We start from the raw sequence: 13,191 nt of genomic DNA, 5'->3' as shown, positions 1-13,191 counted from the left end.
AGGTGATGGGTGATGAATATACGGGCAACTCGCGTTGGCGAGCAAATGAAAAAAGAGTTGAGCGACATCATCAGCCGCAGGCTGAAAGACCCGCGCATCGGCTTTGTCACGGTGACCGATGTGCGGGTCACCGGTGATTTGCAGCAGGCGAAAGTGTACATCAGCATCCTTGGCGATGACAAGCAGCGGGAAGAGACGTTGAAGGCGCTCGAGAAAGCGAAAGGGTTTATCCGTTCGGAAATCGGGCAGCGCATCCGCCTTCGCAAGACGCCGGAAATTTTCTTTGAAATCGATGAAACGATGGAATACGGCAGCCGCATCGAACAGCTGATCCGGCAAATTTCAAGCGATGACCACCCGGCGAAAGAGGCGGATGGGGAGCCGAACAATGGATAGACGAACCGTCTATCCATTTCCATTCATGATCATGGAAACGGAAAGGGTGCGTCGATGGACGGGGTATTGCTGCTGAATAAACCGAAAGGGATGACGTCTCACGACTGCGTGGCCAAAGTGCGCCGTCTGCTTGGCGTAAAAAAAGCGGGACACACCGGCACGCTTGACCCAAACGTGTCCGGTGTGTTGCCCATTTGCCTTGGCAAGGCGACGCGCATCGCCGAGTTTTTGACCGGGACGACGAAAACGTATGAAGGAAAAGTGACGCTGGGCGCCGCGACGACAACCGAAGATGCGGACGGCGACATCATCGCCGCCCGTCCGGTTGACCGGCCGATTGCGCGCGCGGAAATCGAAGCGGTGTTTGACAGCTTGACCGGAGAAATTGAGCAAACGCCGCCGATGTACTCCGCGGTGAAAGTGGGCGGCAAAAAACTGTATGAATACGCGCGCGCCGGCATCGAAGTCGAACGTCCGACGCGGCGCGTGACCATTTATGAGCTCGAACTGCTTGATGAACGTGAACAATTCTTTGGGGAAACGGTGTCATTTCGCTTTCGCGTCACGTGCAGCAAAGGCACGTACGTGCGTACGCTGGCGGTGATGATCGGCGAGCGGCTCGGCTATCCGGCGCATATGTCCGACCTCATCCGTACGGCGTCCGGGCCGTTTCGGCTTGAAGATTGCGTAACGTTTGAAGACGTTGAGCGCCGGGCGGCCGACGGGACGGCTGATGCCTTGCTCATCCCGATCGAGCGGGCGCTTTTTCATTTGCCGAAATATGAAATCAATGATAAAGTAGCAGAGAAGGTAAAAAACGGGGCGCTGCTCCGGCTTCCCGCTTTTTTAGAGAAGCTTGACGGGCCGGTCGTGCTTGTTTCGCCCGAGCGGGAAGCGCTGGCCCTGTACGTGAAGCATCCGGCGCGCCCCGGCTTGATGAAACCGCTCAAAGTGTTTCGTTAACGCCGCGGGTGCAGCGCGGAAATAAAGAAGGTAGGTCATGGACATGGAAACGCTGTTTCTTTCGCATCCCCACCGTCTCGAACGCCAGGCGCTCCCTCCGACGGTGATGGCGCTGGGCTATTTCGACGGCATCCACCTCGGCCATCAAAAAGTGATCCGCACCGCGGTCGAGATCGCCAACGAGCGTGGGTACGAAAGCGCGGTGATGACGTTTCATCCTCATCCGTCCGTTGTGCTTGGCAAACAGTCCGAGCTGCGCTCGATCACGCCGCTTGGCAAAAAGGAGCAGCTGATTGCATCACTTGGCCTCAACCGGCTGTACATCGTTGAATTTACGCCGACGTTTGCTGCGCTGTCGCCAGAAGCGTTCGTTGACCAATATTTGGACGGGTTGCACGTGAAACATGTCGTCGCCGGCTTCGATTTCACTTATGGGCGGTTCGGAAAAGGAACGATGGAGACGATGCCGATTCATGCGCGCGGCCGCTTTGGACAGACGGTCATTCCGAAGCTCGCGGTCGACGGGGAAAAAGTGAGCTCGTCCCGGGTGCGGAAACTGCTCGAAGACGGGGCGGTCGAACAGCTTCCCCGCCTGCTCGGCCGCTTTTATGAGCTTGAAGGAACGGTCGTTGCCGGGGAACGGCGCGGGCGGATGATCGGCTTTCCAACGGCGAACATCGCTTTAAACAGCGATTATGCCTTGCCGGCAGTCGGCGTCTATGCAGTCAAGGCGGTGATCGGCGGGCAAGTATATGAAGGGGTGGCGAACGTCGGCTACAAACCGACGTTCCATAAAACGCGCGAAGGATTGCCGAATATTGAGGTGCACTTATTCGAGTTTTCCGGCGATCTTTATGGACAAACGATGACCATTGAGTGGCACCGCCGTCTGCGGAGCGAGCAGAAGTTTACCAGTGTCGATGAACTGACGGCGCAAATCGCCCGCGACAAGAAAGAGGCGGAGCAGTATTTCCGCTGTTTCAGCGAAAAGACTTGCATTTTGCCGGAAAAAGAGGTATTCTAATCAATGTATGCGAACCATTGCTTGGCTAGGCGAGTCACCGACGCCCGCTCGGCAATCGGGGATCTAGGACTAGGGAGGTGAACAAGGATGGCATTGACGCAGGAGCGCAAACGCGAAATCATCGAGCAGTTTAAAATCCATGAGAACGACACTGGTTCTCCGGAAGTGCAAGTTGCGATCCTGACGGAGCAAATCAACAACTTGAACGAGCATTTGCGCATTCATAAAAAAGACCATCATTCACGGCGCGGCTTGCTGAAAATGGTCGGGAAGCGCCGCAACTTATTGGCCTACTTGCGCAAGAAAGATGTGGCGCGCTACCGTGAATTGATTGAGAAACTTGGATTACGTCGATAAAAAAGCGGGAGCATTCCCGCTTTTTTGCTAGTTTATAGGCGTGATTGACACGGCGATGATAACAATGGTGCCAATTCGTCTATACTAATCATCAGCGGATCTATAATTTCATCTGTACATAGAGAGGAGTACTCGTCTGTATGGAACAAGAGAAACGCGTGTTTTCCATCGATGTGGCCGGGCGGCCGCTCATCATTGAGACCGGCGAGCTGGCGAAACAGGCGAATGGCGCGGCGCTCGTCCGCTACGGCGATACGGTCGTGTTGAGCACAGCCACCGCGTCGCGAGAGGCGAAAAACGTTGACTTTTTCCCGCTCACCGTCAACTACGAGGAACGGTTGTATGCGGTTGGAAAAATTCCTGGCGGGTTTATTAAGCGCGAAGGTCGCCCGAGCGAGAAAGCCATTTTGGTGAGCCGTCTCATCGACCGACCGATTCGCCCGCTGTTTGCCGAAGGATTCCGCAACGAAGTGCAAGTCGTCTCGATGGTCATGAGCGTTGATCAAGACTGCGCGCCGGAAGTAGCGGCCTTAATCGGTTCGTCGGTGGCGCTGACGATTTCCGACATTCCGTTTGAAGGGCCGATCGCCGGTGTCATCGTCGGCCGCGTCGACGGCCAGTTTGTCATCAATCCGACGGTCGAGCAAATGGAAAAAAGCGATCTGCATCTTGTCGTCGCCGGCACAAAAGATGCGATCAACATGGTGGAAGCCGGGGCAGATGAGGTGCCGGAAGAAGTGATTTTGGAAGCGATCATGTTCGGCCATGAGGAAGTGAAGCGGCTCATCGCCTTCCAAGAGGAAATCGCCGCCCAAGTCGGCAAAGAAAAAATGGAAGTCGTCCTTTACGAGCCGGATCCAGCGCTGGAGGCGGAAATCCGCCAGCTTGCTGAAGCGGACATTAAGCGAGCGGTGCAAGTGCCGGAGAAACTGGCGCGCGATGCTGCCATTGAAGATGTGAAAGCTGGCGTCATCGCCAAATATGAGGCGGAAGAAGCGGATGAGGAGAAGCTCAAGCAAGTACAGGAAATTTTGCATAAACTCGTAAAAGAGGAAGTGCGCCGTTTGATCACGGTCGAGAAAATCCGTCCGGACGGGCGCAAAGTCGATGAAATCCGTCCGCTTTCATCGGCGGTCGGCGTCCTGCCGCGCACGCACGGCTCCGGTTTGTTTACGCGCGGGCAGACGCAAGTGTTGAGCATTTGTACGCTTGGGGCGCTTGGCGACGTGCAAATTTTGGACGGGCTTGACCTTGAAGAATCGAAGCGGTTTATGCACCATTACAACTTCCCGCCGTTTTCCGTCGGGGAAACCGGGCCGATGCGCGGGCCGGGGCGTCGTGAAATCGGACACGGGGCGCTTGGCGAACGGGCGCTCGAGCCGGTCGTGCCGTCGGAGCGCGAATTCCCGTATACGATCCGCCTCGTTTCCGAAGTGCTGGAGTCGAACGGCTCGACATCGCAGGCCAGCATTTGCGCCAGCACGCTGGCGATGATGGATGCTGGGGTGCCGATTAAAGCACCGGTCGCCGGCATTGCCATGGGGCTTGTGAAAAACGACGACCATTACACGATTTTGACGGACATTCAAGGCATCGAAGACCATCTTGGCGATATGGACTTTAAAGTCGCCGGCACGAGAAAAGGCGTGACGGCATTGCAAATGGACATTAAAATAAAAGGATTGACGCGCGAGATTTTGGAAGAGGCGCTCATGCAAGCGCGCAAAGGGCGGCTCGAGATTTTGGATCATATGATGCAAACGCTCAGCGAACCGCGCAAAGAGCTGTCCAAATATGCACCGAAAATTTTGATCATGCACATCAACCCGGACAAAATCCGGGAGGTGATCGGACCAAGCGGCAAGCAGATCAACAAAATCATCGACGAAACCGGCGTCAAAATCGACATCGAACAAGACGGCACGATTTTCATCTCGTCTGTGGATGAAGCAGCCAACCAAAAAGCGAAGCAAATCATCGAAGACATCGTCCGTGAAGTCGAAGTCGGCCAAGTGTACTTAGGCAAAGTGAAACGGATTGAAAAATTCGGCGCCTTCGTTGAGTTGTTCAACGGCAAAGACGGGCTTGTCCATATTTCCGAGCTCGCTGAAGGGCGGGTCGGCAAAGTCGAAGACGTCGTTTCGATTGGCGATGAAATTTTAGTGAAAGTAACGGAAATCGATAAGCAAGGGCGCGTCAACCTGTCGCGCAAAGCGGTGTTGCGCGATGCCCGCAACATTGGAGGGGAACTGCCGCGGGAATCTAGGGAAAAACGAGGAAGACGGCCGGAGCGCCATCGCATGAAGCCTTAGGAATTTGTTTCTTAAGGCTCTTTTGTTATGTTCTATCCTGTCCCCCTAAGACATATGTTGTAGTAGTAAAAAAGGAGGGGGACAAGGGTGAACAACGGAATTGCCCGCTATATGGCGCTAGCGGTCATGTTTCTTGCCGCCTGGGCGGCGGTTCATTGGCCTCCGGTTGGCGATTACATCGCGAGCTGGCGCCCGATGGAAACAACCGCGATGAAAGAGCGCGACAAGCTGTACGACACGATCGTCAAACAAGCGAAGCAATATGAAATTCCCGCCCAAGATGCGGTCATCGATAAAGTATGGAAGGCGACACCCGGCTACAACGGGCTCGCCGTCGACATTGACGCCTCCTATCAAAACATGAAGAAAACGGGGATGTTTGATGAGCGAAAACTCGTGTTCCGTCAAGTGCCCCCGCGCGTCCATTTGGACGATTTGCCGCCGGCGCCGATTTACCGCGGCCATCCTGACAAGCCGATGGTGGCGTTTGCGGTCAATGTCGCTTGGGGGGAAGAATACCTCCCCGACATGCTTGAGACGATGAAAAAATACAATGTCAAGGCGACGTTCTTCTTGGAAGGACGATGGGTAAAAAAACACCCGGAGATGGCAAAAATGATAGCAGACGCTGGCCATGAAATCGGCAACCATTCCTACAGCCATCCCGATATGAAAACGCTCGCTGTCGATGACATCCGCCGCGAGCTCGAGAAAACAAACGAAGTGATTAAGGCGGCGACATCGGTGAAATGCAAATGGTTTGCCCCGCCAAGCGGCAGCTACCGCGACGAGGTCGTCGAGGTCGCCGCGGAACTCGGCATGAAAACGATTCTATGGAGCGTCGATACAATTGATTGGCAAAAACCGTCGCCATCTGTTATAGTGAAACGGGTGACATCGAAAGTTCATCCTGGCGCCATCATTTTGATGCACCCAACGATGCCGACGGCGGCTGCACTTGACGAGCTGATCACCTCGATTAAGCAAAAAGGCTACGCCCTAGGCAGCTTGACGGCCTTATTCGATGAGAAAAGACTGGCAAACAAACAGGAGGAACATGGAGTTGATTAACAAATATACGTGCAAAAACGGTGTGCGAATCGTGCTCGAGCAAATTCCGACTGTAAGGTCGGTGGCCATCGGCATATGGATCGGGACCGGCTCGCGCAATGAAACGGAGCAAACCAATGGCATTTCCCATTTTTTAGAGCATATGTTTTTCAAGGGGACAACGACGCGCACGGCCCGGGACATTGCGGAAGCATTCGACAGCATCGGCGGGCAAGTAAACGCCTTTACATCGAAGGAGTATACGTGTTACTACGCCAAAGTGTTGGATGAACACGCGCCGCTGGCGCTTGAAATGCTCGCCGATATGTTTTTCCACTCGACATTTGTGGAGGATGAGCTGCAAAAGGAGCGCAACGTCGTGCTCGAGGAAATCAAAATGTATGAAGATACACCGGATGACATCGTCCACGATTTGCTCGGCAAAGCGTGCTATGCGGGTCATCCGCTCGGCTATCCGATTTTGGGCACGGAAGAGACGCTGCGCACGTTTACTGGCGACACGCTGCGCCAATATATGGCGGACTACTATACACCGGATCGCGTCGTCATTTCGGTCGCCGGCAACGTCGACGAACGGTTTATTGATGAGGTCGAGCGCTATTTCGGCTCGTTTGCCGCAGAGAGCAAGCCGCCTTCTTCAGGGACGCCGGCGTTTGTGCCGCAAAAGATCGCGCGCAAAAAGGACACTGAGCAGGCGCACGTATGCATCGGATTCAACGGGTTGCCGATCGGCCATCCGGACGCGTACCCGCTCCTCATCTTGAACAATATTTTAGGCGGCAGCATGAGCAGCCGGCTGTTTCAGGAAGTGCGCGAACAGCGCGGATTGGCGTATTCGGTGTTCTCGTACCATTCCGCCTACCAAGACAGCGGCCTGCTCGCCATTTACGCCGGCACAGGAAGCAGCCAGCTTGATGTGCTGTTCGAAACGATCCAGCACACCATTCGCCAGCTGAAGGAGGACGGAGTGACCGAAAAAGAGTTGCATAACAGCAAAGAGCAGATGAAAGGAAGCCTGATGCTTGGGCTCGAGAGCACGAACAGCCGGATGAGCCGCAACGGCAAAAATGAACTCCTTCTCGGCCGCCACCGCTCGCTTGATGAGATCATTGAAGAGATTGAAAGTGTCACGGTGGAAAAAGTAAACGAACTAGCGCGCACGGTTTTCACGGACGATTACGCGCTCGCCTTAATCAGCCCGGACGGCGTGCTGCCGCGCCCGCTCCGTTCATAGACCGAGCTCAAAAAAGCTAACGACCTTTCGCTAGGTTGTTAGCTTTTTCGTTTCCGCCTCTTTCACCCTTCCTCGGGGACGTCGATCATCACCATATCGGCGCCGATTTTGCGAATATATTTCCACGGCACGCGAATTTCCTGTCCGTCTTTGCGAAACCCGAACCATTTTCCCGTTGGAATGAGCAGCGCCTCGATCTGCCCCGTTTGCTCGTTGATTTCCAAATCGGTCTGCCCGAGCACCCCGAGCCGCTCGGCTCGGCTTACATCGACAATTTCTTTTCCGCTTAATTCGCTCAGCCTCATGCTGGTTTCCTCCTTTTTCGCTTCTTTACTTTATATGTAAGGAACAAAAACAGAAAAAATGACTGCCTCTTGTCAGCTTTGGGCGCATATCGCCCATTTTTTCCTGCAAGGATATTCACCTATATTTTCCTTCCAACATAAGATGGGAAAAGAAACGGAGCAGTTTGCCAGTAAAGAAGGTGACGAGGACATATGATGCTGACAGGAATGCATGTCGCCATCATCGGCGGCGATGCTAGGCAGCTTGAAGTCATCCGCAAACTCGTTGAACTCGACGCGAAGTTGTCGCTTGTCGGCTTCGACCAGCTCGCCCATCATTTCACCGGGGCGATGAAGCTGCCGATTGGCGAAGTCGATTTTGCCGATTTGGATGCGATCATTTTGCCGGTTCACGGCACGACGCTGGACGGAAACGTCAACAGCGTGTTTGCCCACGAACCGATTCCGTTTACAGAAGAGATGGTGCAAAAAACGGCGCGGCAATGCACGATTTATTCCGGCATCAGCAACGCGTATTTGGACGAATTGGTGAAAAAAACAGGGCGCAAGCACGTGCAGTTGTTTGAGCGCGACGATGTCGCCATTTACAACTCCATTCCGACCGCGGAAGGCACGGTGATGATGGTCATTCAGCATACGGATTTTACGATCCACGGCTCATGCGTTGCCGTCTTGGGGCTTGGACGCGTTGGCATGACCGTCGCCCGGACATTTGCCGCTTTGGGGGCAAAAGTGAAAGTCGGGGCGCGCCGGTCGGAGCATCTCGCCCGCATTACGGAAATGGGGCTTGAACCGTTTCATTTAAATGATTTGGAAAAAGAAGTGCGTGACATTGACGTCTGCATCAACACCGTGCCTCATCTCATCGTGACGGCGAGCGTCATCGCCAAAATGCCGCCCCATACGCTGATTATCGATTTGGCGTCAAAACCGGGCGGCACCGATTTCCGCTATGCTGAAAAGCGCGGAGTGAAAGCCATCTTGGCGCCTGGGCTGCCGGGGGTCGTCGCGCCGAAGACAGCTGGGCAAATCATCGCCAACGTCTTGGCGCAGCTGTTATATGCAGATTTACAAAAACGGGAGGAGAATCATGCATGAGCGGAAACAGCTTGAAAGGAAAACGGATCGGCTTTGGCCTCACCGGGTCGCATTGCACATATGATGCGGTGTTCCCGGAGATCGAGAAGCTTGTCAACGAAGGAGCGGAGGTGCTGCCGATCGTCACCTATACGGTGAAAACGACGAACACCCGCTTCGGGGAAGGGGAAGAATGGGTGAAAAAACTGGAGCAACTGACCGGAAACGAGGTGATCGATACGATCGTCAAAGCAGAACCTCTCGGACCGAAAATCCCGCTCGACTGCATGGTGATCGCCCCGCTCACCGGCAACTCGATGAGCAAGCTGGCCAATGCCATGACGGATTCCCCCGTGCTGATGGCAGCGAAAGCGACGATGCGCAACCACCGCCCGGTCGTGCTTGGCATCTCCACGAACGATGCGCTCGGCTTAAACGGCGTCAATCTAATGCGGCTTATGGCAGCAAAAAACATTTATTTCATCCCGTTCGGCCAAGACGCCCCGCAGGCGAAGCCGAACTCCATGGTCGCCTACATGCCGCTTTTGCGCGATACGATTCTCGCCGCGCTTGAAGGGAAGCAGCTGCAGCCGGTCATTATCGAGCGGTTCCGCTACAACTGAATCAAAAATCAATGTTCCGCATAAAAATGTTCTCTCGTCCACAGCGGAATGTGATAAAATAAAGACTATGAATTCACTTCTTAGAGTGACGATGTGGAAGGAGAATGGTTGATGGCTCAAAAACAATATCATGTCGCTGTCGTCGGAGCAACGGGGGCAGTTGGGCAGCAAATGGTGCGGACGCTTGAAGACCGGAACTTCCCGGTTGGAAAATTGACTTTGTTGTCATCGGAGCGGTCAGCCGGCAAAAAAATGCGCTTTCGCAGCGAGGAGATCGAAGTGCAGGCGGCATCGCCCGAGCGCTTTAACGGGGTCGACATCGCCTTGTTCAGCGCCGGCGGCGCCGTATCGAAAGCGCTGGCGCCGGAAGCGGTGCGGCGCGGGGCGATCGTGATCGACAATACGAGCGCGTTTCGGATGGAGGAAAACGTGCCGCTTGTCGTTCCGGAAGTGAACGAAAGCGATTTGACGTGGCATAACGGCATTATCGCCAATCCGAACTGCTCGACGATTCAAATGGTCGTGGCGTTGGAGCCGATTCGAAAAGCGTTTGGCTTAGAGCGCGTCATCGTCTCGACGTACCAGGCCGTCTCCGGGGCGGGAGCGCAGGCCATTGAAGAGCTCAACGAGCAGACGAAAGCCGTGCTCGAAGGCAAACCGGTTGAGGCGAACATTTTGCCAGTGAAATCGGACCGGAAGCATTACCCAATTGCGTTCAACGCCATTCCGCAGATCGATAAGTTTCAAGACAATGGATTCACGTTTGAAGAGATGAAAATGATCAATGAAACAAAAAAAATCATGCATATGCCTGAGCTGAAAGTGGCGGCGACGTGCGTGCGCATTCCGGTGGCGAGCGGCCATTCGGAATCGGTGTACATCGAAATTGAACAAGACGGCGTCACCGCCTCTGACTTGCAGGCGGTGCTCCGCGAAGCGCCGGGCGTCGTGCTTCAAGATGATCCGAGCGAACAGTTGTATCCGATGCCGGCCAATTGCGTCGGTAAGTACGACGTGTTTGTCGGCCGCATCCGCCGCGATTTGGACAACCGCCGCGGCTTCCATCTATGGATTGTCGCTGACAACTTGCTAAAAGGTGCAGCCTCGAACTCGGTGCAAATCGCAGAAAGTTTGTTGAAGCTCGGGCTCATTTGAAAAAGCATCGAGGTGTTAGCATGAAACTCATTGTTCAAAAGTTCGGCGGCACGTCCGTCCGCGACGAGCGCGGGCGGAACTTGGCGCGCCGCCATATTGAACGGGCGTTGGAAGATGGCTATAAAGTCGTGGCCGTCGTATCGGCTATGGGACGTTCCGGCGATCCATATGCGACCGATACGCTGCTTAGTTTGATCGGCGGCGTTCATCACCATGTCACAAAACGAGAGCAAGATATGCTTATGGCGTGCGGAGAAATCATCTCAAGCGTTGTGTTCAGCAACTTGTTGAACGAACACGGCATCAAAGCGACGGCGTTCACCGGCGCCCAGGCAGGATTTTGCACGAACAGCGATCATACGAACGCGAAAATTCTCGAAATGCGCTGCGACCGCCTCCTTGAGGCGCTTCGGCAATACGACGTCGTCGTTGTCGCCGGCTTTCAAGGCATGGCGGAAAACGGCGACATAACAACGCTCGGCCGCGGCGGGAGCGACACGTCGGCGGCAGCGCTCGGCGCGGCGTTAAACGCGGAGTGGGTTGATATTTTCACCGATGTCGACGGCGTCATGACCGCCGACCCGCGCATCGTTGAGAGCGCCCGGCCGCTTGACGTCGTTACGTATACGGAAATTTGCAACATGGCGTACCAAGGGGCGAAAGTGATCCATCCGCGCGCGGTGGAGATCGCCATGCAGGCGAAAGTGCCGCTGCGCATTCGCTCGACGTACTCCGATGCCCCCGGGACGCTCGTCACTTCATCGGTGCGCGGCCGAAAAGGAAGCGATGTGAAAGAGCGGCTTGTCACCGGCATTACGTACGTCGCCGACGTCACACAAATCAAAGTGCTGGCGAAAGAAGGCCACTATGAGCTGCAGTCTGACGTGTTTCAAGCGATGGCCCATGAAGGGATCAGCGTGGACTTTATCAACATTTCCCCGTACGGTGTTGTGTACACCGTGAGCGGCGACATGACGGAAAAAGCGGTGGCCGCCCTGCGCCGCATCGGCTACGAACCGGCCGTGACGCCCCGATGCGCCAAAGTGTCGGTCGTCGGCGCCGGCATTGCCGGCGTACCGGGGGTGACGGCGAAAATCGTCACTGCCTTGTCGGAGCAAGGCATTCAAATTTTGCAGTCCGCCGACAGCCATACGACGATTTGGGTGCTAGTGAAGCAAGACGATATGGAAAAGGCGGTCAACGCTCTGCATGACGCCTTCTGTTTATCCGAGGCGGATGCGGGCGAAGATGAAGCGATTGGGAGCGAGGAGTGAAAACCGTGGTTCAGTTCGGGAACATCATAACGGCGATGGTTACGCCATTTGACCGAAAAGGGAATCTCGACTTGGCAAAAACAACGGAGCTTGTCAACTATTTGCTTGACAATGGCACAGATGCGCTCGTTGTCGCCGGCACGACCGGCGAGTCGCCGACGTTGACGACCGAGGAAAAAATCGCGCTTTTTCGCCATGTCGTCTCCGTCGTCAACGGCCGGGCGCCGGTCATTGCTGGAACGGGCACGAACGATACGCGCGCGTCGATCGAGCTGACGAAAAAGGCGGAAGAGGCGGGCGTCGATGCTGTCATGCTTGTGGCGCCGTATTACAACAAGCCGAACCAAGAAGGGCTGTATCAACATTTCAAAGCGATTGCCGAAAGCACATCGCTGCCGGTGATGCTGTATAACGTTCCAGGGCGCACGTCGGTGAGTCTTGCTCCGGAGACGGTCATCCGGCTGTCCGAAGTTCCGAACATTGTCGCTGTCAAGGAAGCGGGCGGCAATTTGGACGCCATGGCGGAAATCATTGAGCGTACGCCGGACGACTTTTTGCTCTACAGCGGCGACGACAGCTTGACGCTTCCAGTGCTAGCGATCGGCGGTAATGGCGTCGTCTCGGTCGCTTCGCACATCATTGGCAATGAAATGCAGGAAATGATTCGTTCCTTTTTAGCGGGCGATCATCAGAAGGCGGCGGCGCTGCATCGAAAATGGCTGCCGCTCATGAAAGGCTTGTTTGCCGCCCCAAGCCCGGTGCCGGTGAAAACGGCGCTGCAGCTGCGCGGGCTGGACGTTGGTTCGGTGCGCCTTCCGCTTGTGCCGCTTGCCGAACAAGAGCGGAAGGAGCTAAGCCGCCTGCTCGATGCGCTGTCGTAACGAAACGATTCCCCAACGCTTTGCTTGCGCGTTGGGGCCTTTTTTTGCCTTGGCTGTGAAATCCATTGGCTGGTGAATGAACCATCTTGTGTTTTTCAGCATCGATTCGTTATAATAAAAGCAAGTGACTTTGAGCGGGTTAGCATCACAATTGGGAGGACGCAGCCTTGAAATCGAAAATAAAGCCGGTAGAGAAAATACGCATTTTTGCCCTTGGGGGAGTCGGAGAAATCGGCAAAAACATGTATGTTGTCGAATTGGACGAGGACATTTTTGTCATCGACGCCGGGGTGATGTTTCCGGAAGACGAAATGCTCGGCATCGACAAAGTGATCCCGGACATCACCTATTTGATTGAACGGCAGCATCGCATTCAGGCCATTTTTCTCACCCACGGGCACGAGGAGCATATGGGGGCGATCGCCTACGTGCTCAAGCAGCTGTCTGTGCCGGTATACGGAACGAAGCTGACGCTCGGGTTGGCGGAGGCGCTGTTAAAAGAACAAGGGGTGTCGGGCC

Annotated in this window: 14 protein-coding genes; 13 read left to right on the top strand and 1 reads right to left on the bottom strand. The window is 54.9% G+C overall.

What is annotated here, in order from left to right:
- Positions 1–12: 12 nt before the first annotated feature.
- The 7 genes from rbfA (at position 13) to GZ1_RS02485 (ending at position 7,357) form a co-directional block, all read left to right on the top strand.
- The gene (rbfA, locus tag GZ1_RS02515) at positions 13–396 is read left to right on the top strand and encodes a 30S ribosome-binding factor RbfA (RefSeq protein WP_015374432.1); all 384 of its coding nucleotides are present in this window, start codon (positions 13–15) and stop codon (positions 394–396) included.
- Between the two features lie 54 nt (positions 397–450).
- A complete protein-coding gene (gene truB, locus GZ1_RS02510) occupies positions 451–1,359 on the top strand; it encodes a tRNA pseudouridine(55) synthase TruB (RefSeq protein WP_013523418.1) in 909 nt (302 codons plus the stop codon).
- Between the two features lie 43 nt (positions 1,360–1,402).
- A complete protein-coding gene (ribF, locus tag GZ1_RS02505) occupies positions 1,403–2,383 on the top strand; it encodes a bifunctional riboflavin kinase/FAD synthetase (protein ID WP_060787844.1) in 981 nt (326 codons plus the stop codon).
- 87 nt (positions 2,384–2,470) lie between these two features.
- Positions 2,471–2,740: a 30S ribosomal protein S15 gene (rpsO, locus tag GZ1_RS02500; protein WP_011230768.1), complete on the top strand. Its 270-nt coding sequence runs from the start codon at positions 2,471–2,473 to the stop codon at positions 2,738–2,740.
- A gap of 140 nt (positions 2,741–2,880) precedes the next feature.
- Positions 2,881–5,052 carry a polyribonucleotide nucleotidyltransferase gene (gene pnp, locus GZ1_RS02495; RefSeq protein WP_015374434.1) on the top strand — a complete coding sequence of 724 codons (2,172 nt, stop codon included), beginning with the start codon at positions 2,881–2,883 and terminating at the stop codon, positions 5,050–5,052.
- Between the two features lie 87 nt (positions 5,053–5,139).
- Complete coding sequence (locus tag GZ1_RS02490) at positions 5,140–6,123, top strand: polysaccharide deacetylase family protein (RefSeq protein WP_015374435.1); 984 nt, start codon at positions 5,140–5,142, stop codon at positions 6,121–6,123.
- Positions 6,110–7,357: a M16 family metallopeptidase gene (locus GZ1_RS02485; protein ID WP_014195480.1), complete on the top strand. Its 1,248-nt coding sequence runs from the start codon at positions 6,110–6,112 to the stop codon at positions 7,355–7,357. Before GZ1_RS02490 ends, GZ1_RS02485 begins: the two co-directional genes overlap by 14 nt.
- Positions 7,358–7,419: 62 nt before the next feature.
- On the opposite strand, the gene GZ1_RS02480 is transcribed toward GZ1_RS02485, so the two are convergent.
- A complete protein-coding gene (locus tag GZ1_RS02480) occupies positions 7,420–7,662 on the bottom strand; it encodes a YlmC/YmxH family sporulation protein (RefSeq protein ID WP_011230772.1) in 243 nt (80 codons plus the stop codon).
- A 192-nt stretch (positions 7,663–7,854) separates the two neighbouring features.
- On the opposite strand from GZ1_RS02480, the gene dpaA reads away from it, so the two are divergent.
- From dpaA to GZ1_RS02450, 6 genes are all read left to right on the top strand, one after another.
- Positions 7,855–8,760 carry a dipicolinic acid synthetase subunit A gene (dpaA, locus tag GZ1_RS02475; protein ID WP_060787821.1) on the top strand — a complete coding sequence of 302 codons (906 nt, stop codon included), beginning with the start codon at positions 7,855–7,857 and terminating at the stop codon, positions 8,758–8,760.
- Positions 8,757–9,362 (top strand): dipicolinate synthase subunit B, encoded by a 606-nt coding sequence (locus GZ1_RS02470; protein WP_013145721.1) that lies wholly within the window; start codon positions 8,757–8,759, stop codon positions 9,360–9,362. The genes dpaA and GZ1_RS02470 overlap by 4 nt, the downstream gene beginning before the upstream one ends.
- A 111-nt stretch (positions 9,363–9,473) precedes the next feature.
- Positions 9,474–10,517 (top strand): aspartate-semialdehyde dehydrogenase, encoded by a 1,044-nt coding sequence (gene asd / locus GZ1_RS02465; RefSeq protein WP_013145720.1) that lies wholly within the window; start codon positions 9,474–9,476, stop codon positions 10,515–10,517.
- A 20-nt stretch (positions 10,518–10,537) separates the two neighbouring features.
- On the top strand, positions 10,538–11,791 hold the full coding sequence (gene dapG / locus GZ1_RS02460; RefSeq protein ID WP_013145719.1) for an aspartate kinase: 1,254 nt from the start codon (positions 10,538–10,540) through the stop codon (positions 11,789–11,791).
- 5 nt (positions 11,792–11,796) lie between these two features.
- Positions 11,797–12,672, top strand: coding sequence for a 4-hydroxy-tetrahydrodipicolinate synthase (dapA, locus tag GZ1_RS02455; RefSeq protein ID WP_015374437.1), 876 nt, complete (start codon positions 11,797–11,799; stop codon positions 12,670–12,672).
- 167 nt (positions 12,673–12,839) lie between these two features.
- A partial coding sequence (locus tag GZ1_RS02450) for an MBL fold metallo-hydrolase (RefSeq protein ID WP_157074353.1) occupies positions 12,840–13,191 on the top strand: 352 nt, incomplete at its 3' end.

Source organism: Geobacillus zalihae NBRC 101842, from assembly GCF_001544135.1.
Classification (GTDB): Bacteria; Bacillota; Bacilli; order Bacillales; family Anoxybacillaceae; genus Geobacillus; species Geobacillus zalihae.
Note: the sequence above shows the minus strand (reverse complement) of the source record. Positions and strands in the feature narration are given on the sequence as shown.

Bases quoted from the DNA above. Each gene is read 5' to 3' on its own strand.
- rbfA (WP_015374432.1), top strand. From the start codon at position 13: ATGAATATACGGGCAACTCGCGTTGGCGAGCAAATGAAAAAAGAGTTG.
- truB (WP_013523418.1), top strand. From the start codon at position 451: ATGGACGGGGTATTGCTGCTGAATAAACCGAAAGGGATGACGTCTCAC.
- ribF (WP_060787844.1), top strand. From the start codon at position 1,403: ATGGAAACGCTGTTTCTTTCGCATCCCCACCGTCTCGAACGCCAGGCG.
- rpsO (WP_011230768.1), top strand. From the start codon at position 2,471: ATGGCATTGACGCAGGAGCGCAAACGCGAAATCATCGAGCAGTTTAAA.
- pnp (WP_015374434.1), top strand. From the start codon at position 2,881: ATGGAACAAGAGAAACGCGTGTTTTCCATCGATGTGGCCGGGCGGCCG.
- GZ1_RS02485 (WP_014195480.1), top strand. From the start codon at position 6,110: ATGGAGTTGATTAACAAATATACGTGCAAAAACGGTGTGCGAATCGTG.
- GZ1_RS02480 (WP_011230772.1), bottom strand. From the start codon at position 7,662: ATGAGGCTGAGCGAATTAAGCGGAAAAGAAATTGTCGATGTAAGCCGA.
- dpaA (WP_060787821.1), top strand. From the start codon at position 7,855: ATGATGCTGACAGGAATGCATGTCGCCATCATCGGCGGCGATGCTAGG.
- GZ1_RS02470 (WP_013145721.1), top strand. From the start codon at position 8,757: ATGAGCGGAAACAGCTTGAAAGGAAAACGGATCGGCTTTGGCCTCACC.
- asd (WP_013145720.1), top strand. From the start codon at position 9,474: ATGGCTCAAAAACAATATCATGTCGCTGTCGTCGGAGCAACGGGGGCA.
- dapG (WP_013145719.1), top strand. From the start codon at position 10,538: ATGAAACTCATTGTTCAAAAGTTCGGCGGCACGTCCGTCCGCGACGAG.